Origin of the sequence: Eubacterium uniforme (assembly GCF_900167115.1) — a bacterium.
GTDB classification, from domain to species: Bacteria; Bacillota; Clostridia; order Lachnospirales; family Lachnospiraceae; genus Eubacterium_S; species Eubacterium_S uniforme.
In genome coordinates, this window is record NZ_FUXZ01000014.1 from 45744 (window position 1) to 66905 (window position 21162).

16 protein-coding genes are annotated in these 21162 nt (G+C 29.5%); all 16 read right to left on the reverse strand.

Going from position 1 to position 21162, the window contains the following annotated elements:
• Positions 1 to 60: 60 nt before the first annotated feature.
• The 16 genes from B5D16_RS10425 to B5D16_RS10500 all read right to left on the reverse strand — a co-directional run bounded on the left by B5D16_RS10425 (position 61) and on the right by B5D16_RS10500 (position 21161).
• Entirely contained in the window at positions 61 to 1527 is a 1467-nt protein-coding gene (locus tag B5D16_RS10425; RefSeq protein WP_078766928.1) for a hypothetical protein, read from the reverse strand.
• On the reverse strand, positions 1514 to 2032 hold the full coding sequence (locus tag B5D16_RS10430) for an RNA polymerase sigma factor (RefSeq protein ID WP_078766929.1): 519 nt from the start codon (positions 2030 to 2032) through the stop codon (positions 1514 to 1516). The genes B5D16_RS10425 and B5D16_RS10430 overlap by 14 nt, the downstream gene beginning before the upstream one ends.
• Before the next feature lie 294 nt (positions 2033 to 2326).
• Entirely contained in the window at positions 2327 to 3652 is a 1326-nt protein-coding gene (locus B5D16_RS10435; protein ID WP_078766930.1) for a hypothetical protein, read from the reverse strand.
• A 2-nt stretch (positions 3653 to 3654) separates the two neighbouring features.
• Positions 3655 to 4164 (reverse strand): RNA polymerase sigma factor, encoded by a 510-nt coding sequence (locus B5D16_RS10440; RefSeq protein ID WP_078766931.1) that lies wholly within the window; start codon positions 4162 to 4164, stop codon positions 3655 to 3657.
• Between the two features lie 172 nt (positions 4165 to 4336).
• Complete coding sequence (locus B5D16_RS10445; RefSeq protein ID WP_078766932.1) at positions 4337 to 5569, reverse strand: hypothetical protein; 1233 nt, start codon at positions 5567 to 5569, stop codon at positions 4337 to 4339.
• A gap of 148 nt (positions 5570 to 5717) precedes the next feature.
• Positions 5718 to 7022, reverse strand: a complete 1305-nt coding sequence (locus B5D16_RS10450) for a hypothetical protein (RefSeq protein ID WP_078766933.1) — start codon at positions 7020 to 7022, stop codon at positions 5718 to 5720.
• Positions 7022 to 7543: an RNA polymerase sigma factor gene (locus tag B5D16_RS10455; protein WP_078766934.1), complete on the reverse strand. Its 522-nt coding sequence runs from the start codon at positions 7541 to 7543 to the stop codon at positions 7022 to 7024. Before B5D16_RS10455 ends, B5D16_RS10450 begins: the two co-directional genes overlap by 1 nt.
• A 29-nt stretch (positions 7544 to 7572) precedes the next feature.
• Positions 7573 to 8802, reverse strand: a complete 1230-nt coding sequence (locus B5D16_RS12780) for a CatA-like O-acetyltransferase, family 3 (RefSeq protein ID WP_078766935.1) — start codon at positions 8800 to 8802, stop codon at positions 7573 to 7575.
• A 162-nt stretch (positions 8803 to 8964) separates the two neighbouring features.
• The gene (locus B5D16_RS10465) at positions 8965 to 10578 is read right to left on the reverse strand and encodes a leucine-rich repeat protein (RefSeq protein WP_078766936.1); all 1614 of its coding nucleotides are present in this window, start codon (positions 10576 to 10578) and stop codon (positions 8965 to 8967) included.
• 76 nt (positions 10579 to 10654) lie between these two features.
• Positions 10655 to 11338 (reverse strand): vWA domain-containing protein, encoded by a 684-nt coding sequence (locus B5D16_RS10470; protein WP_078766937.1) that lies wholly within the window; start codon positions 11336 to 11338, stop codon positions 10655 to 10657.
• 198 nt (positions 11339 to 11536) lie between these two features.
• On the reverse strand, positions 11537 to 13831 hold the full coding sequence (locus B5D16_RS10475; RefSeq protein WP_078766938.1) for a hypothetical protein: 2295 nt from the start codon (positions 13829 to 13831) through the stop codon (positions 11537 to 11539).
• Between the two features lie 14 nt (positions 13832 to 13845).
• Positions 13846 to 16233, reverse strand: a complete 2388-nt coding sequence (locus B5D16_RS10480) for a leucine-rich repeat protein (protein WP_159444370.1) — start codon at positions 16231 to 16233, stop codon at positions 13846 to 13848.
• A 117-nt stretch (positions 16234 to 16350) separates the two neighbouring features.
• Positions 16351 to 18696: a leucine-rich repeat protein gene (locus tag B5D16_RS10485; RefSeq protein WP_078766940.1), complete on the reverse strand. Its 2346-nt coding sequence runs from the start codon at positions 18694 to 18696 to the stop codon at positions 16351 to 16353.
• Between the two features lie 77 nt (positions 18697 to 18773).
• Positions 18774 to 19874, reverse strand: a complete 1101-nt coding sequence (locus tag B5D16_RS10490; protein WP_078766941.1) for a macro domain-containing protein — start codon at positions 19872 to 19874, stop codon at positions 18774 to 18776.
• A gap of 52 nt (positions 19875 to 19926) precedes the next feature.
• Positions 19927 to 20580 (reverse strand): hypothetical protein, encoded by a 654-nt coding sequence (locus B5D16_RS10495; RefSeq protein ID WP_143405109.1) that lies wholly within the window; start codon positions 20578 to 20580, stop codon positions 19927 to 19929.
• Between the two features lie 11 nt (positions 20581 to 20591).
• Complete coding sequence (locus B5D16_RS10500) at positions 20592 to 21161, reverse strand: GNAT family N-acetyltransferase (RefSeq protein ID WP_078766943.1); 570 nt, start codon at positions 21159 to 21161, stop codon at positions 20592 to 20594.
• Position 21162 lies beyond the last annotated feature (1 nt).

Below are 21162 nucleotides of genomic sequence, written 5' to 3' on the forward strand. Positions count from 1 at the left end.
CATGAGCTTTTATTATTCCTCTCTTTTTTCGTTCCTTTCCGTTTATAAATATTTCATGTTCTATTCTTTAACCTCTTTATAAATAACATGTTCATCTTCTATAAGCACCTTAAAATCACCTTTTTTATATACCTCTATCTTATCTTTTAAAACAAAGCCATCATTATATTCACGTGCTAATTCTTCATTTGATTCAGTCTCAACATAAACATTTTGCGCTATCTTTTCTGCTTTATAATCCTTATCAACGCCAAAAGATGTTTTAATTTGTCCATTGCATTCTTTTTCATGATCATACTCAACAAATTCTTTTCCATCATAAAGTCCTTCTGCAGTCACTTCTACATTCTCTTTATAAAACTTCACATCTTTAATGCGCCATAAATTATAATTTGTATCTACGTAATATAATATATTTTCTCCTTTTTCATATGTTGGTAAAATATATAGATATTTAATATTCTTAATAGCTTCTTCAGATTTCTTATCTATAAGTTGTATTACACTTCCTTGAATCAAATTTGAATCCTGAAAATATTTATCTTCTACCCCAACCTGTTTTTTCATTGTCATTTTCTGCCTAAATGCAATAACAATAGTATCAACTTTTTTTAATCCAATAAACTTACTGTACGAATACTTATTTCTTGCATATTTGTGACTCAAACTATTATATATCCATGTTTCAGGTTTTTCGCTTAATCGTACTCTAAGTAAATTGTCTCCCTGAAGATAATATACATAATCATAGGAAGCAAACTTATTACCATATTCATCACAAAGTCTTTTAGCTATTTCTAAGCCTCCATCTTCAACTTCGCTTAAAAATTCTTCCTTAACACTTTCCATATTCTTTTTTGCATCTTCAGCAGTAATAACTATAAAATCCTTTCCTACAAGTTTGATTTTTTTAGCATTTTCGTCACTGGATTTCAATTCAAAAGTTTTTTCTTCATATCCTTTTTTTAATTTTCCATTCGAATCATAGCATTCATCAATATATTTTTTATAATCGTTATTATTTATTACACCGTTTTTATTAGCTACTTCACTATGGAATCCATATAAACTTGATATTTGTTCACGATACACTCTCTCATACTCTTCTTGTTCGTTCTCATCATAATAATAATTAAATTCAAATAGATTACTTTTTGTTTCGTCTTTTGTCTTTTCAGTAGTAGCATTCTTAAGAGCAACGTTTTCATCATTTATACCATTAAAATATTTTTTACCGAAGAATAGCATCGAAGATAGAATTGCAACAACCATTATAGAAGCAACACATTTCATGATTTTCTCGTATTTGCTGCTCTTTTTTCTTACTCTAACCAAATCGGATGAATCTAAAACAATTGTTGTAACATCACGATTTTCAGTAGCATCAGAAGAAGTACCAAAAGAGTTCACTACCATTTCTTCCTGATCTTGCATTCCTCTTTCCATGCATCTATCATATATTCTGCTTTTCATAAAATCTGACATTCCAAGATTTTCATATGCTTTATTATTTTTATCTAGACTCATAAGGCACATCTCCTTCCTCTCTATTATTTTCAATGGCTATTTTCAATTTTTGCCTTGCTCTTTGAAGTCTCTTCCTAACCGTAGCTGAATTAATATTTAGAATATCAGCAACCTCTTCAACTGAATAACCTTCAAAATAATAAAGGACTACAACACTTTTATAATCATATGATAAATTTGAAACCTTTAAAATATCTTCAATATCCTCGCTTTCAACATCCTGATGACCTACAAAGTTCTCCTCTACATCCTCATAAGATATATATGAATGAATCTTTTTATATCTAAGCATGTCCTTACATTTGTTCTGGGAAACTCTAAGCAACCAAGCTTTCTTATGCTCACTAGAATCAAATGCTCTATTACTAATCATATATTTATAAAATGTTTCCTGTGCCGCATCCTCTGCATCATGTTTATTTCTAAGCATCAGGAAACAAGTCTTAAATATAAGATTTCCATATTCTTCAATTGTCTGTTCTAAATCATTATCTCTACTATCCATACTTGCTCCTTTATAATACTCATTAAAAAAACACGTATTTTTTAACCCTTTCACTATATATACGATTCGTATGCAGCAAATGTGACCGCCTTCAAAAAAAATTTTATCTTCAGCTTTTATCTTCACATATTTTAACACGAAAAAAAGCTGTGGTCACCCACAGCCTTTTTCCTGTTCTTTTCCTTTTCATGTTTAAAAATCGTTCAATTCCTCTTTATAATTGTTCTTCCCCTCTTTATAAATTATTCTTTATGAAGTAAGGTTCTACAAGTATATAAAAGCACAATACACTATTTATTTTCCATTTTCGTAAATAATAAAACTATCATCTTGATGCTTCATAATCTTCTTTTCACCATAAACATTTTCATTACATATAACCTTTAACTTGTTAGTTTTATTATCTACTCCCTCTATTAAACCTCCAGAAGAAATAGTTGTTTCATACGCTACAGGTGAAGGACATCCCATATAATTTGAAACACCTTCTTGTAAGATTTTATATAATTCATTACCAGTAATTTTTTCACCAGCATAATTTGTAATATGAATATCCTCTATCTTACATAAATTATCATTAATATCAACATAGTACATAGTTATCTTACCATTGTCATTTACAAAGTATTTTTGATATACAATAAGCTCTTCAAATTTTTCATTACCCTCATCTGTAATTTCAATACAAGTTGGTTTAATAACATTAGCATCCTCAAAATTATGTTCAAAGAAACTCTTCATTCCACTTGTTATGGTATAAACACGATTACCAACTTTTTGAAGTTCATAGTAATCACATGAATTATCTTTCCACACTTCAACTCTGTTGGTTAATTTCAACCTGCAAAGAGTACTATTCTGAATATAATATACATATTCATACTCAGCAAATTCATTCTGTTCTTTTGTCAATTCTTTTTCATCAAAATCAAACTCCTGATCATCAGAACCACTATTATAAATATAATTTAATGCAACCAAATGATTCTTTGCATTCTTCAACGCCTCTTTTTTAGAAATAACAATAAAACTTTTTCCTACAACCTTACAAGTTTTTTCATCTCCATTTTCATCTGTATAAGTAAACTCACGTTCCTCATAATCCTCTAAAATTTCACCATTGTTATAATAAAGTTCATTTTGTTTTTCTACAGATTCTTTATACCATTCATTATCTGTACTTTCAAAAGCATTATGAATACTATCAATACCTAAAACATCATAATGATCTAAATCTTGCCCTTTAACATTTGAGCGGTGAACATACTCTGACTTGGCTGTTTCGTTAACATTCTTTAATGGAACACTTTGTTCATAATCTTTATCTTCCACATTGTTATAGTATTTCACTCCAAGAGAAACAAAAAATGCCAAACATCCAACAGCTGCTACAGCCACCGCTCCTTTTACAAAATACTTAATACCTCTCTTATGCTTTCTACTCTTAATTCTCTTTGAAGCATCCCATACATTTGAATTTTTCTCATCTACTTCTTCTGCACCAGTTCTCTCTAATAAATCAATTTTATAAAAACAATTATCAATTAAATCTCTTTTAAAATCATCAGACATTCCTAAAACGTCATAAACATCATTATTTCTATTCTCTTTAATACTCATATCTACTTCACTCCCTCTCCGAAAAATCTATCATATGTTATCTTCAACTTTTCCCTGGCTCTCTGTAATCTTTTTTTTACAGCCGCCGGAGTGATTTCTAGAATATTAGCTGTTTCTTCAACTGAATATCCTTCTAAATAATGAAGTATAATAACACTTTTGTAATCATAACTCATATTAGTTAATTTAATAATCTCTTCCGCTTCTTTAGTTTCTATATCTCTGCTCCCAACTATACATTCAGCTATTTCATCATAAGCAACATATGTGTGAATCTTTTTATATCTAAGCATGTTTTTACAAATATTATGACAAACTCTTAAAAGCCAAGCTTTCTTATGTTCCTTATTTGCAAAATCATTATCTGTAACAATATATTTATAAAACACATCCTGAGTTGCATCTTCTGCATCATGCTTATTCTTCAAAATAAGAAGGCTTGTTTTAAAAATCAAATTACCGAATTCATTTATTGTTAATTCAACATCGGCTTTTCTATCACTACTATTCATCCCCACTCCTTTGGCTTTTCAATCTAATCAAGTACGCGTTCTTAATCTTAATTTTGTTTTGTTATATATTATACACTTGAGGTAGACATCTGGTGACAATTTTTTTACAAAACAACAAAAAAAGACCGCAGCATAAACCACGGTCTCTTTTCATAAATGAACTATCCCTAAATTATTTATAGTCCTTCCCTCTATATAAAATTTTTTCATCACTCATTAATACGTTTGTATCATTAAATCCATCTATACTCTTAATATACATCTTAGAGCTATCATAATAACTTGCATTATAATCTATATCTTCATCAACACAAACATGCTCTGCTAGTTTTTCAGTTTTAAAATTCTTGCCATCCTTTAAAATATATGTACATCCTTTATCATTTAAAAATTTCGAACCCAAATCTGAATAATCCACATCTTTTAAAGCCCATAATGAATCTTCATCATCTATAAGGTAAATATTTGAGCTACTATATTCATCTATATTTGAATTATCAAATTGATTAACAACATCTTTTACATATAAAACTTGTACTTCTCCTCCAACATCTATTGTTAAATTCATAATTGGAATCATATTACAATCATAAAAATATTCTACATCAGGAATATTATTATCAATTTGATTTTCAAATTTCCCTGGGTTTTTAGGATATATATATACTTTTTTATCTTTCTTTTTTAATTGATCTATCTCTATAAACGAATACTTTTCCGTATTGAAAAACTCATTGCAATCAGTTCTGCAAAACTTATTTCCTTGTAGATAATAAACAAATGAACCTTGTTCAGGATTAAAGCTAGCTACTCCATTCCCTTCTTTATCATTTTGTTCATATTCTTCTCTTGAAATTTCAACAAAATCTCTACCTACAACTTTTTTTACCTTATTACTCCCCATCAATTTATCTTTCAAAATTCGGATTTCATATCCTTCATCGGTTTTAAGATTTCCATCCTTATCATAACATTCTGGATATAATTCCGGAAATTTACTTTCATCATAATCACCTACAAATTCAACTTTGCCATTTTCATCTATCCCTTCTAATCTCTCACCTCCAGCAAGAAACTTATCATCATTAGCAACCTTAACCGTCACCTTATTATTAATATTGTTAACTCCAGTCTTAAGAATTCCTAGTGAAGTAATTATAGCAAATGAAGCCACTCCCATTTTTATAAATAAATCAATCTTTTTATGTACCTGTTTTTCTATGGGTAAACAATCATCTCTGCGTTTACGATATGCATCTATGTTTACTATTTTTTCATCAAATTTCTTTAACTCATCTGGATTATTTAGCATTTCCTTATAATCATCCAATACTCTCTTCTTAAATTCTTCAGACATCTTATAATTTCTATATGCTAAATTATCCTTTCCTTCTCTAAAACTCACATAACTCGCCTCCTTTCCTTTAATCTTCGAGGCCGCTTATTAAATCTTCTCTCATCTATAAATCTTTATTCTTACTCTTTTACTATATATACACATAAGAAAGCAAAAGTGTGACAAAAGAAAAAAAGCTGCAAGCTGCAGCCTTTTTCTAATAATCAATACCTTTATATTTAACGCCTTTATCTTTCTTTATGATATTATCTTCACTAAAACCTTCTAAAGGTTCAACATATATATCGTTTGAAGCAAATCTTTTCTTTTCATCAAACTTAACATTCCTTGCTAGTTCATACTCTTTATAATTTTCACCCTTTTTATAAGTATAAGTAATACTAGCATCCTTTAATCTTAAAGTTGAATCATCTACATCTTCAAGTACCCATAAAGTATTTTCTTCATCAATGAAATATAAATTCAAAATGCCCTTTGAATTACCTTCAGCATCTTTTTCATAATCATACCTAGAAGATGAATCTAACATATATTTATATTCAGTATCTTCACCATCAATAAAAGCATACTTTGTAATAGTCTTCATATTAAAATCCATAAAGAACTCATCCTCTGGAAGTGGATCTTTATCCCTATCACCATATACTCCACGATCCTTTGTAAAGACCATAACCTTACCGTTAATCTTTTTAATATCCTCTATTTCCTTATAAGCATAACACTCTGTAGAGAACTCTAAATTCGCACATGTTCTTAAAAATTTGTTACCTTGCAAATAATAAATATACGTAAATCCATCCTTGTTAAACGGTTCAGCTCCCAACATAGATTCCTTATAATTTGCAACATATTCCTCATTAGTCATCTCTATAAAATCTCTACCTACAAGAATTTTAGAATATTTCTGACCTTCATATTCAAAACTTAGTGTATGATATTCATATCCATCTAATAACTTGCCGTTCTCATCATAACACTCCGGATATAGTTTTGGATACTTCTTTAATTCTTCATCATTCATAGATTCTATTGACTCTTTTGACACACCTTCAGTGATTGTCATATCATCAGAATCTGACTTTTCATATTTTCCAAAAACAGAAGTTTTTCTTTCAGTTTCCTTTGCAACCTTTTTGTTTACTTTATCTCTATTTCCATATGCATCCATACCAAGTTTAACTGCACCAACGGAAGCGATTATAGCAAATGAAGCTACAGCGACTCTAATGAAGCCATCGTAAGATTTCTTATTATCTTTCGTCAAGTTAATATTTCTTCTCTGCTCTAATTCATCAAAACTTACAATATTTGAATCCATAGTATTAACTTCAGACTCCACGCTATTTTGAACGTTATTTTGAACTTCTTTAGCGCTACTTCCATCTACTGTATTCTGACTGTTTAACATTTCCATGTAGTTATTTAACATTCTGCTTTTAAAATCATCAGACATCTTATAATTTTTATACGCTAAATTATCTTTACCTTCTTTTAAACTCATTAGATTTCGCCTCCTTCCACATAAATTTTTTCATAAGTAATTTTAAGTTTCTCCCTAGCCCTTTGAAGTCTCTTTCTAACTGCTGCCGGTGATAAGCCAAGAATTTCAGCCACTTCTTCAGCATTGTAGTCTTCAAGATAATAAAGAATTACAACACTCTTATATTTATAATCCAAATCTGCGATTTCAATAATCTCTTCTAAATCACTTTCTGGAATAAAACTCTCTGTGACAGAAACAAATCCTTCCTCTATGTCAGCATATGATATATGTGAATGCATGCTCTTATAACGTAACAAATTCTTACACTTATTCTGCGATACTCTTAAAAGCCAAGCCTTAATATGTTCTTCCGAATCATATCTGCAATCCGATGTCATATATTTGAAAAAAGTCTCCTGCACAACATCCTCTGCATCCTGCTTATTCTTAAGCATAAAAAAACACGTTCGCATCAATAAATCGCCATATGTATTTATAACTCTTTCAAACTCTCTCGCCTTATCTACATTTGACTCCATAATTACTCCTTAATTTCGGTAATATAAACTTATAAATAAAATCTACTGATTTCGTTAAATTTCAATATATCATACGCACCTTCATATGTCTGACAAACCATATCTCCCTGAACTTCCTTAACAACCTTACTATCTAAATCAACTGAAAGTGGCCAATAAGAATCTTCAGGCTGTGCATAATTTGGATCAGGATAAACCGCTGGAACATCAAGTTTTTCAACGATTTTTAGGTAATTCATAATTACCCTAATATTATCATCAATACATGGTCTAAACCATATATTATTTCTTCTATCACACTTATATTCAATATCATGCTCACTGCAATATTTTGCAAATGCAGTGCTATCAAACCAGTCTTCAGAACTACCATTTACATAGAACCTGTCATACAAAGCTCTTTCATAGTTGCTTGCACTTAACGAATTCCTAAGTTTATTTGCATTCTCTGCATTAAATGTATATATCGAAACTGTAAATTTATCTTCCGTATGCTCATTTGTATCAGGATTAATCTTTAAATCTTTAATATCCTGGCAGTATAAAAGCATTGAACCATCTTCTCTATCCTTTAAGATAAATTTACCATCAATAACTTCCATCTTATCATAGCCCCTGCAAAACTCAGCAATCTCCTGCTCTAATAATTTAAACACAAGAGCCACTAAGTATCCATCTGCTATCGCATGATTCATGCGAACACTTACAGGCATTACAAGTTTCCCATCTTCTTCTCTATATCTTCCCCAATTAATTATTGGTGCAAAATATAAGTATCCATCCGGAAGTTCTAAATTAAGCGAATCATAACTTATCCATGATATGTAAGATGCTTCAAAATTGTTTGGATGATTTGCTGAATCTAGATTATATGATTTTGATTCTTTCGCTTTTTTAATATCCTCAATAACCGCTTTATAAAAACTTCTATAATCCTCATGATACTCAGAATAAACTGGTGTACAAGTTTCACTATCCTCATGAAAAACATAATGAGTAGGATTCACCTTATCATAACATATAAGTTCATCTTTTTCATAAATATATCCCATCCTATAATCTTCCCTTGAGTTTAAAACTTTCGTTAAAACATAAAGAAAATCAACATAAAACTTAGAATTTGTACACTCTGATCTTTTCACCAACTCCGTAACATCAATCCTTGCAGTCATCGAAGTTGAGCACTTACAATCCTTTGTAAAGTGTTCATAAACACCTTTTCTATAATACCTCTCCTTATCAATTACTTTATAGTCCATATAACACCCTCCATTATTTAACATACATTATATACTAACCCATAAAATCAATTCTCTATCATTATACCATATATTAGCAAATTAATATTAACAAATATACATTAACCATAAAAGAAGTGGCCAATACTGACCACTTTCCTTAAAGAACTTCAATCTCCACATTTACATCACTATTTTTTTACATCTAGCATATTTTAATAATTTCTTATAAGCCTTCTTTTTCTTGTTTGGCGCACTGATTTTTATTGTACCTTTACCCTTCTTAAAGAAAGCTTTCTTACCAATCTTTATTAACTTATTTGATTTAATTACGACATTACTTAACTTCTTACAATTATAAAATGCTTTACTTCCAATCTTAGTAACATATTTTCCGATTGTAACAGACCTAAACTTTTTATTATTCTTGAAAACATTTTTCCCAATTGATGTAATCTTATATTTTTTTCCATTATATTTAATTACGTTTTTAATTTTCAATTTTTTTATTTTATTATTTGTAAATCCTATCACTTCAACTTTACCATAATTATTTTTGGTTATAGATTCTTTAAGAATTTTATAAATAAAATTCTTATCCTTTACAATTCTTTTATCCGATGTTTGCTCATCAGAAGTATGGTCAGTCGAAATTGTGTTTTTATTTGCTTCATTAGTTATTTTTTCTTCAATAATTTCAAACTCAACTGTTTTCTCACCTGTATAAAAGCCAATACCTTTTATATGAATTTTAGCATTTCCTACTTCTATGTTATTTTCATATGTAACTTTATAATCCACACCTTCAAACAATCCGCCTAATTTAACTTTTGGAGTATGAGCTTTACCATTATATTTAAAGCTATTATCTGATAGTTTTACATCATACTTATCAATTAAAATCCTTTTTATTTGTGATTCATCGGTGTAATACTCATAAATTATATTCTCAAATTTTGACATATCAATATAGTCACTTCTAGAATTATAATTTCCTATCAAACCTTCTTCATCACCATCTGCGTCCACAAAAATAAAAGTACTATTTTCAATATATACATTAGGAGTAACTTTATAACCATAGTAACTTATAGCTGGATATATTTCAACTGCATCATAATAATCAAACTCATTAAGACTTTCTCCTGTATTTATGTAAATGCTTCCTCCGGAAATTTCTAATTTATCAAATATTTGTATTGCTGGGGCACGCTGCAATTCTTTTAATTCATTAGGGATTCCAAAACCTCTAAATTCTAACCAGCAGCACCGCATATCTACATGACCAGATTTTAATATAAAGTCATCTAATATCATATTTGAATCATATATATTTAAATACGGACCATCAATAATAACACTCCCTCGATTATCTACCAGAAAATCATCTTCATATTCATTTCCAGCTGTTGTAAATCCATTAGTCATGTTTATACTACCATCACCAATTAATTTAACATCTAAATTATAGATTTTAACCCCATACCTTAAACTCGTTAATTTATTATTATTTTTAACGATGATTGTAATATCTTTATGTTTTCCATGTGAATAAATACCCATATCTGTACATTCGAAATTATCCATCGTTAAAATATTACGTTCCTCGTCCCACGAAAGTCCTTTAACATTACTTGGATCAGTATATTCGGCTATTCTATTAAAATTATCAGATTTTCTTATGTAAAACTTAATATCATCTTCCTCTTCTGCTTTTACTATTTGCGTTCCTGTCAATGTAGCAATAGTCACTAATATCATCAGCAAAAATAATTTTAACTTCTTAAATTCCTTCATTTTTTTACACCTTTCTATATTTATATCTCCGAAACATAAATATTATATCGTATATACGATTTATATGCAAAAAGTTTTAATTATGACTTTTCTTATTTCTGATATTATAATCATTTCTAACCTCTTCATCCCAAGCACTTTCATTCATACACTTCTCCACCTCTTTAACACTTCCAGCTTCCATAACAGAGCAAACAGCCTTTGAAACTGAACCATATACGTGACCTATACCAACACTGTCATTTATATAATTAATAGCTCTATCTTTCCTAATCCCAAATCTATTTGCTTCTTTTATAGCATCAATATTTGCTCCAATAAATATAAACTCCCAACCATATTTTTCTTGCTTACGTTTAATCATTCTACTAACTTTTTCATATGAATACTTACGAGAAGCATTCTCCATACCATCAGTTGTAATAACAAATATAGTCTTCTCAGGTCTCTCTTCATCAATCATATGTTTATGAATTCTTCCAATATGATGAATTGCCCCACCAACTGCATCAAGAAGAGCTGTACACCCTCTAACATAATACTCTTCTTCTGTCATCTTTTTAACCTTACTAATATCAACTCTATTATGCAATACTTCACAAACATCATCAAACAAAACTGTAGAAACAACTGCTTCCTTACCAGTAGCCTTCTGCTTTTTCATCATTGAATTAAAACCACCAATTGTATCCTTTTCAAGTCCACTCATTGATCCACTCCTATCTAAGATATATACTATCTCTGTTAAGTTCTTACTCATAATTATTCCTCCTTAATTATCATTAAAACTAAATTTTCATATTGTTCTTTTAACTTTTTCGTTGCAACTCTTTGTTATGTCTTAATAATAAACTAATATAAGAGGAATATGGTAAACTCTAATGCGACCATTTAAACACAAAAAAATCTGCGGAATCATCCACAGATTTTCTTGTAAGTAAATCAATATATAATAATATTATTTCACAACAATATTCTTATATTTCTTAAATAACTTCTTATATTTTTTCTTCAGTTTCTTAGGTACAAAAATCTTAATCTTCTTACCACCCTTTTCAGCAAATACCTTCTTTCCAAGTTTAAGTTTTTTAGCTTTAATAACAACCTTCTTTAACTTCTTACTCTTATAAAAAGCTTTATTTTTAATACTTACAACTTTATAATCGAAACCACCAATCTTAACAGTTGGTTTAATTGTAATCTTCTTAGCATTTTTCTTTTTAAGACCAATTACACTAAGTTTTCCAATTACTGTTCCATCTTCACTTGCTGCTCTAACAACCTTATATTTCAATACCTTGTCAGAAATAATACTGCCCTTCTTTGGACCATATTTCTTTGCAATACTTGAATTAGCTTTTATATTAAAACTAAGATTAATTGTACCATCATAAAAACCTATACCTTTAACAATAGCAACTCCAGTTCCAACCTTAATATTATTAGAATAGGTTACAGTATAATTAATACCTTCAACTAATCCTGCTACATTAACCTTTGGAGTCTTAGCTTTACTATCATATAGATATTCAGTACAATCTAAAGTTGCTTTAAAACTATTTATATCAATACGTGAAACATCTTTAGAAGTTTTTGCATATACAATATGAGCATTGCTTCCTATGTTAACCTTTAGGTCATCACCTTCATAACCTATTTCATCATCAGAATAATCAATATTATATGAAAATGGCTTATCGAAATTCATATTTTTATCAATTCCAATAATGATAATAGAACAATTATCTATATCAATAGGCTCATATTGATTCTTTCCTATAAAATCCTCATTAGCATTTTCTAGGATTATAGAATTAATGTGATAAGTAATGTTTGTATCAGCTAGTTTTTCATATGAAACCACAAGTGTTCCACCATTAATCTTTACACCTTTTTCTTTTGCATAAATAACAGAGCCTAACCACACACTATTATCATGTTCATATTTTGAATAATCCCTATTATAATTTACAGTTACATTACCGGATTTCATTACAAATCCATCAACATGAAAAGAGTTATTAAGCATCTTTTCAAATACAACACTAGCTCCATCTATTGTTACAATACTTTGTATAGTGGAATAATAATATGAATCACGTGTTTCTCTATTACCAATGCTACCAGAAATAATCTTTAATTCACCATCGCCTTTAATTGTTCCATCGCACTGATCAAAGTGAAGTGAATTTTGATACTCACCAAATGCAAATGCAAGATATATACGGTCATTTGCGAAATAATCTATTTCTGTTTCATTAATAACATTTTTTCCCTTAACGTTAATAATAATATTATTATGATATGAATAACAACCTATTCCTATCCAACTACCATTATAACCATTCATAGTAAGAGTTTTATTTTTATCATCCCAACTCAGTCCCTTTATTTCATTAGGATTATATGTCTGATATAGTTTTCCTTCCTTAACAAAACTAAACTGAACTTTATTTTCCTTTTTCAAAAGAATAAAGTCCTTAACCTTATCTGGAATATTAACAGTTACATTTTTACTATTAATTTCAGGTTCATGATGACAAGTATAAAACATATAATAATATTCTTTATATCCCGTTGAAGTTTCATTAGTCAAAATCATATCTTCAGTATACTTTTCTGGGTAATAATAAGATATATTTACCTTGTTATCATTTAACTCTATACTATCTAATGCCACAAATAAATTCTTAGTAAAAACATGTCTTTTTCCATTATTTTCATAATCACTAATATTAATTTCACTTTTTATATTAAGTGTTCCATTCTTTAAAACAAACTTTCCTATTATTTCACAAAATCTCATAAAAAGATCTGAATTAATTGTAGGTCCATCTATTTCAACATTTCTTGCACCATATATTACTGATACATCATAACTCGTACTTTTTCCTGTACAGTTAAGTACACCATTTCCAACTATCTTCAAATCTATATCATTATCACAAGAAATGGCATTACCTCCAGCACCATATATTTCGTTTTTTCCATTAACCCTAATGGTAAATGTACATGTTTTATCTAAATTCGTATATATATCTATATCCCATCCTTCATATCCATTAAGAATTATTTCCCTATTATCAACATTAACACTTATATTGTCTTCTTCATAATAATCTGAGACTTCCTTTCCTCCTATAAAAACAGTGATATCGTAATCATCACTTGCATATACTGTTTCAGGTATTGCATTAATGCCACATAGCATCAACAAGCCCAAAAATATAATCATTAATCCTTTTTTAAACATCATAAAACTCCTTATTAAACATATTTAAAAGAAACTTTCTTAATTAGTTTTCTTAATATCTTTTCATGTTTCGCACCCTTTTTAATAGTTACCTTTACATTCTTAACTTTACCAAATGACTTCTTAGCAATACTCTTTATATTTTTAGAATTAATAACAATATTCTTAATGCTACTGCATCCAAAGAAAGCTTTACTCTTTATCTTACTAACATACTTTCCAATAACCACTTTTTTGATTTTCTTGTTATTAGCAAATGCTTTCTTTCCTATTGAAACAACCTTATATTTTTTACCTTTAATTTTGATAACAGACTGAATTTTTACAGTCTTAATATTCTTCTTTCTAAGACCAATTATTTCAACTTTTCCATATTTCTTAGCATTTGCTTTTTTAAGAATTCTATAAACATATTTTTTATCCTTATATGTGTTAGCATTTGCTCTACCATTTGAATTATCATTCTTATTCACATCAGAATCTGTGGATAATTTCTTTACAATTTCAAAGGATTTTACAATAGTTCCACGATAAAGTCCAATACCTGTAATTACTATACTAGCCTTACCAAGATTCTTATTGTTTTTATATCTAACTATATAATCTTCACCTTCAACAAGTCCACCAACCTTTACATTAGGCTTAATATCTTTTCCTATATAAAGGTATTCTTTATTTAATCCATTCAAACTAAAATTATTAATATCTACTGTACCTAAATATCGATAATCTGTTGCATATAATAAAAATACATTTTTATTACTTAAATCTTTTTGAATATACTCATAACGATCATCTTCATCCACTATATATGAATAACCAAACTCTTTTCCTTTAATGCCATTTTTATAATCAACAAATGCTATCACACAATCTCTTACATTAATAGCATTATTAACATCCTCTGTGTTTTGTGTTGCAATAGCTGGATAATAATAAATAACCTTACTCCACTTATCTGAAAAATCATATCTATTCTTTATAACTATTGTTCCACCAGTAATCTCAACACTATTACTTGCTAAAATTGCATAACTAAAATCTGATACACTCTTTCTTTCTTCATTAATTTCTTCAAATCGTGAACTACTATCATTATTCATTATTAGTTTTCCCGATTTCATTATGAAATTATCAAAATAAACTAATCCTCTATATCCAAAGCCTTTTATATTTAGTATTGGACCATCAATAACACAATTCTCTTTATTATCATCTTTAGTAAGTTCATTATAATTATTCCAGTATTCTTGTCCAAATACACAACTACCATTTACCACATTACTATCTAATATTAATTTTCCATCACCAGTAAAAGTAATATCTATACCATCTATAGTAAACATACCATCTGAAACAATAGTTCCCGAACCACTATGTATTTTATTTTCATTTTTTATTACAACCTTTACTGATTCATGATAATACTTAGAAGCAATACACATCTCCTCTCCATCATATCCGTCCATTGTAAGTGTCATACTATCAGGATCCCATTTCAACCCTTCTATTTCATTTGGGTTTACTACAGTTTTCCTTTCTGTTTTGATTCTAAAAATTATCTCTTTATCATAATTTATTTTAATTTTATCTTTAATCCTACTATCAGCATTTATATTTACCTTACCCTTAATTACGGGCTTTTCCAAACGACTTTTTAAAACAACTGCCTTTTCCAAATCCATATTAGCCTGTGATGACATGTTTTCAGGCATTTTATATGATGCATTTATCTCACCTGCTAAAATATCAATTCGACTATATGTTGTTATTATGCTTCCATAAAAATATGTTTCTACTTCATCTACCATTCGTAAATGAGGATATATATCCATATTAATAGTACCTGATTTCATAGTAAAATAATCCGCACCTACTACACTATCAGAACTATCAGTAGAACAGTTCTTAATATTCATAGTAGGTCCATCATAAGTGATTCCTACTGTATCCATACAATCTATGCATGCATTTCCATCTTCCTTTACTTTATCAAGTGTTAATGAACCATCACCAACAATAGAAAAATCTAGTTGTCCATCAAATCTATAATCTCGATTTACAAATATTAATGTACTATTACCACTTATCTTTTTTGATAATGTATTATTTCCTAAAATCCTAAGTGTAAATATCTTTACACTTGAATCTTTAACAAAAATATATATCTTATCTCCTGTAAAATTATTCAATGTAAGTTCTCTTTTAGTTTCATCATATGATACACCGTTTAACTTACTAATATTACTCATATAATTACCATTTGAATAATAATTATCTTTATCTACAGTTACTGTTACTTCAACTGAATCATCTGCCATTACGCTTTTGCCCATAAAAATAATGCTCATAAAAAGCATAACTAAAAACCATATCTTTTTACATTCCCTTACTTTACTCATCATTTCACTCCTTATTTTATTAGATTATCCGTCGTTTTTAACGGTCGTTATACGAATTATATCATACAAAAAACATTTATTCTACAAAAAGAAGCGGCCAAAAAGGCCGCAACTCCTTTAAAATTTAAATAATTTCTTGTATGCTTTCTTTATATTTTTAGGAACAACAAATTTTACCTTTTCCTTGCCCTTCTTAAAGAAAGCTTTCTTACCAACCTTCTTAAGTTTCTTTGATTTAATAACCACCTTATTTAACTTCTTACAATTATAAAAAGCCTTACTTCCAATCTTAGTTACATTCTTTCCAATAACAACAGACTTGATTTTCTTATTGTTCTTAAAAGCTTTCTTTGCTATTGAAGTTATCTTATACTTCTTATCAGCAAATGCAACTGTATTCTTTATCTTAACTTTCTTATGATTTTTATTAACTAAACCAACAACTTCTACTTTGCCATATTTCGCATTTGCTGAAGATTCACTAATGATTCTATATTTGAAATTCCTATCTGTAAAAATAGAATTAATGTCATCATTGCTAGGATTTGAAGCATTTTCTTTCTTAGGTTTTACAACTCCATTCTTATCAATAATATCGAATTCTACAGTCTTTTTACCTGTATATAATCCAATACCATTAATATGAGCTTTCGCCTTACCAATTTCTATATTGTTTTCATATGTAACTTCGTAATCAACACCTTCAACCAAAGTACCTAACTGAACTTTAGGAGTCTTCGGTTTGCCATTATAATAACATGGATTAATTAATACTTTTACATCGTAGTTATCTATAGAAATCTTTTTTATTTCTGACTCATCTGTTGCATATTTAAAATCAACATTTTCACTTTTAGTCATTTCAAACTCTTTGTTAATTTTATAATAATAATCTATAAATTCTTCCCTTGCTCCATATTCATCAACAAAAATAACATTACAATCTTCAAATCTTACCTCAGGGATAACATAATCATCCTCATATTCATCTCTACCTACAACTCCTATAACTGGATACAATTTTAATGAATCATAATCTTCATATTCCTTTGGTATTTTATCCATTTTCACATACATAGTTCCACCAGAAATAACCAACCCTTCCCTTACCACAATTGCAGAACGACGTATTAAAGAAAGTGAGTCACTCACCCAAACATCCTTATACCAGTCAACTGTCATATCTATACGACCAGATTTTAATTCAAATCTATCAAAATACATATATGAATCATCAATTTCTAAATAAGGGCCATCAACAACTAGTCTTGCTTTTCCATCATCTCCAGTTCTAGCTGCCACATAATAACGCACACTAGCTGTAATTCCTCCAGTCATTTTAATAGAGCCATCACCAATTAATGTTAAATCCAAATCTTCAATTACTATTCCATAAGCTTTACTATGAAAAATATTCTTATTCTTCACATTAATTGTAATTTTCTCATGCATGTTCTCTGATTTTATTTCAAGCCAAATACATTCAAAATTATCCATTGTCAAAATTTTGCTTTTAGCATCCCACGTTAGTCCATCTATACAACTTGGATCATCATACTCCTTCACAGATTCTCCATCTTCTAACAAAATCCTAAAACGTAATCCATAATTTTTTTTCACCTTAACGTATTCTTTCAATTCATCTGCTACAGATAAATTCACTTTATCAGTTCCCTTTGGTTCATAACCATAAATATCTAAAACCACATAATCAACCCAATTAATAATTACATCTTTATCATCATTCTTAAAATACTTGTACGTTACATTAAATTCACCATCTAATATATCTATTTTTTCTTTAGCCCTAATGACACTATTATAAAAATACCTAACTTTATTATTTGATTCTTCTTTAATATAAGGATAAACTGTTACATCTAATTTCCCAGATTTCATAATAAATCCATTTGATACAATAGCTGGATTATAATAATAACCGCAATCATACTGCGGCATAACAACAGTCGGTCCATCTATTACCACATCACCATATTTATTTTCAATATAATTTCTTGAAGGAAATAAATCTGTATAATCCCAATATAAATATAATTTTCCATCTCCCTTAATAACAACATTAGTCTTTTTTGCATTTGCTGATGAATCCTTATATACTCTTATAGGCCTATCTATACCTTGTGTTCTAATTATACTATTCCCTTTTAAAACAATACTAAAATCCTCAAAGTCCATGTTATAAACATTAATTGATAATCCACTCACTCTACAATTATTTAAGGTCAATTCCTGTTTTTTATAATCATATGACACACCTTCTAATTCATCAAAAGAATTATCTTGCATATTCTTATAATAATAATATTTTCTATAACTATCTTCATCTGAATTTTTGTAAATCTCAATTTTTATATCTCCATCTGCAGCTTTAACCTGCTTAGGACCTATCGCCATGCCGCATAATATTAGTACAGCAAATAATATCATTTTCACTTTATTCATTTATCTTTGCGCCCTTTCATAAAACATTCTCGGTTTCCCTACACTATTTATACACATAAAAAAGGAGATGTGTGACATCAGCCCACATCTCCTGATAAAGTATCTAATCCTAAATCAAAAAGATAAATATCTATCTCAATAACATTATATTTTTTATTCTCAATAAAATACTTAACAACCAAGTCCGTCTGCGAAATCGGAGAAAATGCATATCCAGCAAGTTTCAACAGATCAATAGTTTCATCAAGATTAAGTCTAAGTCCAACCGCAAGGGATAAAACCTTTTCCTTAGATGGATTAACCTTACCATTAAGAAGTTTTGAAAAATACTGTTTAGAAATGTTAGCTGCTGCATAAACTTGCGAATTCTTCAAACCCTTTTTGTTTATAATCATCTGCAAATGCTTTGCAAATGAATCAGTGTATATGTTTTTAAGTGCCTCATCCAAATCTTCCTTTGTGCAAGGCTTCGCTTCCATATTGCAGGCTATATCAAAATCATCATATTTTGCTGATTTAGATTTCTTTCCCCTACCTGCTAACTTTTTACCTGCTAGTTTCTTTCCAAGCAATTTATCACTAGTTTTAACACTTGCACTAGCCTCCATAGGCATGGACATTAAAATCATCTCATCTGGTAATGCACATTTTTCATCCATGGAATCATCAATATAAGTCATAAGTTCTCTAGCATTTGCTGCAGGTACTAAATCATTCCCATCATACACAACAAGGATAATATCCATCTCAAAATCTTCTAAAAACTTTGTAAAAGACTCAACAGCAATCTCCATGCCAAGTTCCCTTGGAAAACCATAAAATCCTGTAGCAATAAGTGGAAAAGCTATGGACTTACAACCACTCTCGAAAGCCAGTTTAAGCGCACTCATATAACAGTTCTTTAAAATATCTCTCTCGCCACTATTACCGCCATTCCACATCGGTCCACTAACATGAATTATATACTTACTACTAAGAGCAAATGCCGACGTAATCGCAACTTCACCAGGATTTAACACCCCAATCTTCTTTCTCTCATTAAGAAGATCATCAAATCCTGCCGCCTCATAAATAGCACTATCAACACCAACTCCTACCACCGGATTTGGATTCGCTGTGTTAACAATCGCATCCGCATTTATCTTTGTAATATCACCATTAATAATCTTAAATGCCATAATACACCCTCATAAAAACTAACAAATTAAACTTCATATTAAACATCGCTAATTACACGCCCTCACTCATAAGGATGGCACAATTTTTCTCCTGATACTCAATAACATCATTCTTCGTATAAATCGTAAGTGTAAGCATCGCATAAGGGCTCTCACAATTAAACTTAAACTGTGCAATTCTTCGATTAAAATTAAGAGGAATCTTCTTTAAAGTTTTCTTCTCAATATCCTGATGCGTAATCTCAGCAAATAACTCCGGATGCGCCTTCACATCCTTAAGCTTTGTAATCAATTTATAATCATTAGAAAGTGGAATAAAACCATAACCTTTCTCAGTCTTATTAAAAACATAACCACGAATATCAGTAGTATTTGTTAAAAGTTGAATAGCTGGATTAGTAATCAAAGCCTGCTTCTGTGCAAGTTCATTATCAACTGCCTTCATTAATGAATTCGCAAAATATCCAGCAAATGCACCTCCCATTTTAGTAGCACCTCTAGTAAAACTATAATTTTTCCATAAACCTGTATCGCCTGGAACATAATCCCTGTTAAGTGCATATAAGAAACAATTCTTCTCACCAATATAACCAACTGATTCGAAAAGTTGTCTAACCCCTTCCTCAGTCTTAAATGAATCAATTGTAATTTCTGACATAAATCTACCTCTTTCTTCTATAAATCTTTCTAGTAAACTTAATTTCATCCTTTGTCCCATTATCTTTCTTGCATTTCTAACCAGTCTTCTTTTGTCATCAAACTTACATAACCAGTTCTTGTTTCATGCATCAATGGTACGTCTACATCTTCTGATTTCCATTGATACTTGAATCCACATTTTTCCTGAACGCGCTTTGACTTATTATTGCCTTCATAATATCCGCACCATACCTTATTCATAGCTAAATCTTCAAAGGCATAACGAAGTATTTCTTTTACTGCTTCAGGCATGATGCCCTGTCCCCAAAATGGTTTTCCAAGCCAATAACCTATCTCACATTCATCATTCCTATCAGTCAAATCTGTTTGTTCACCAAGTTTAAGTCCGATGGCACCTATTGCATTGCCATCTTCTTTAAGACAAATGGCATATGTCTCTTTATCGCTAAGAACATTTTTAATTATTTCCAAGCTTTCTTCAACACTCTGATGTGCAGGCCATCCCGCAATTGGTCCAATATCTGAATCACTTGCATATTTATATAGATCATCTACGTCACTTTCATTCCATCCACGCAGAATCAAGCGTTCTGTATTTAGTAAATTATGGGTATTGCTAGTTGTCATA

Coding starts and splice junctions, on each gene's coding strand:
- B5D16_RS10455 (WP_078766934.1), bottom strand. CDS start 7,543: ATGGAGTCAAATGTAGATAAGGCGAGAGAGTTTGAAAGAGTTATAAAT.
- B5D16_RS10495 (WP_143405109.1), bottom strand. CDS start 20,580: ATGAAATTAAGTTTACTAGAAAGATTTATAGAAGAAAGAGGTAGATTT.
- B5D16_RS10485 (WP_078766940.1), bottom strand. CDS start 18,696: ATGAATAAAGTGAAAATGATATTATTTGCTGTACTAATATTATGCGGC.
- B5D16_RS10480 (WP_159444370.1), bottom strand. CDS start 16,233: ATGAGTAAAGTAAGGGAATGTAAAAAGATATGGTTTTTAGTTATGCTT.
- B5D16_RS12780 (WP_078766935.1), bottom strand. CDS start 8,802: ATGGACTATAAAGTAATTGATAAGGAGAGGTATTATAGAAAAGGTGTT.
- B5D16_RS10465 (WP_078766936.1), bottom strand. CDS start 10,578: ATGAAGGAATTTAAGAAGTTAAAATTATTTTTGCTGATGATATTAGTG.
- B5D16_RS10435 (WP_078766930.1), bottom strand. CDS start 3,652: ATGAGTATTAAAGAGAATAGAAATAATGATGTTTATGACGTTTTAGGA.
- B5D16_RS10450 (WP_078766933.1), bottom strand. CDS start 7,022: ATGAGTTTAAAAGAAGGTAAAGATAATTTAGCGTATAAAAATTATAAG.
- B5D16_RS10440 (WP_078766931.1), bottom strand. CDS start 4,164: ATGAATAGTAGTGATAGAAAAGCCGATGTTGAATTAACAATAAATGAA.
- B5D16_RS10470 (WP_078766937.1), bottom strand. CDS start 11,338: ATGAGTAAGAACTTAACAGAGATAGTATATATCTTAGATAGGAGTGGA.
- B5D16_RS10425 (WP_078766928.1), bottom strand. CDS start 1,527: ATGAGTCTAGATAAAAATAATAAAGCATATGAAAATCTTGGAATGTCA.
- B5D16_RS10500 (WP_078766943.1), bottom strand. CDS start 21,161: ATGACAACTAGCAATACCCATAATTTACTAAATACAGAACGCTTGATT.
- B5D16_RS10475 (WP_078766938.1), bottom strand. CDS start 13,831: ATGTTTAAAAAAGGATTAATGATTATATTTTTGGGCTTGTTGATGCTA.
- B5D16_RS10430 (WP_078766929.1), bottom strand. CDS start 2,032: ATGGATAGTAGAGATAATGATTTAGAACAGACAATTGAAGAATATGGA.
- B5D16_RS10490 (WP_078766941.1), bottom strand. CDS start 19,874: ATGGCATTTAAGATTATTAATGGTGATATTACAAAGATAAATGCGGAT.